General features: G+C 48.3%; 1 pseudogene. It reads left to right on the top strand.

Annotated features, from left to right (window positions below):
* Positions 1–317 (top strand): annotated as a pseudogene (locus tag C6N31_RS47320) (methionine adenosyltransferase); the annotation flags it as partial.

Raw genomic sequence — 317 nt, 5'->3', positions numbered from 1 at the left:
GTAAACATTGAACAGCAGAGTCCTGATATTGCTCAAGGTGTTCATGGCCATTTTACCAAGCGTCCAGAGGATATAGGTGCTGGCGATCAAGGCCATATGTTTGGTTATGCAACTGACGAGACTGCAGAATACATGCCTCTGAGCCATGTTCTTGCAACCAAGCTTGGTGCACGCCTCACTGATGTAAGGAAGAGTGGCATTTGCCCATGGCTCAGACCTGATGGCAAGACTCAGGTTACTGTTGAGTACTACAATGACAAAGGTGCTATGATTCCCGTGCGGGTTCACACTGTCCTAATCTCCACAGATCGGAAGAG

Source organism: Streptomyces fildesensis, from assembly GCF_016107395.1.
In the GTDB taxonomy this organism is placed as follows: Bacteria; Actinomycetota; Actinomycetes; order Streptomycetales; family Streptomycetaceae; genus Actinacidiphila; species Actinacidiphila fildesensis.
This window is presented reverse-complemented; position numbering and strand designations above follow the sequence as displayed.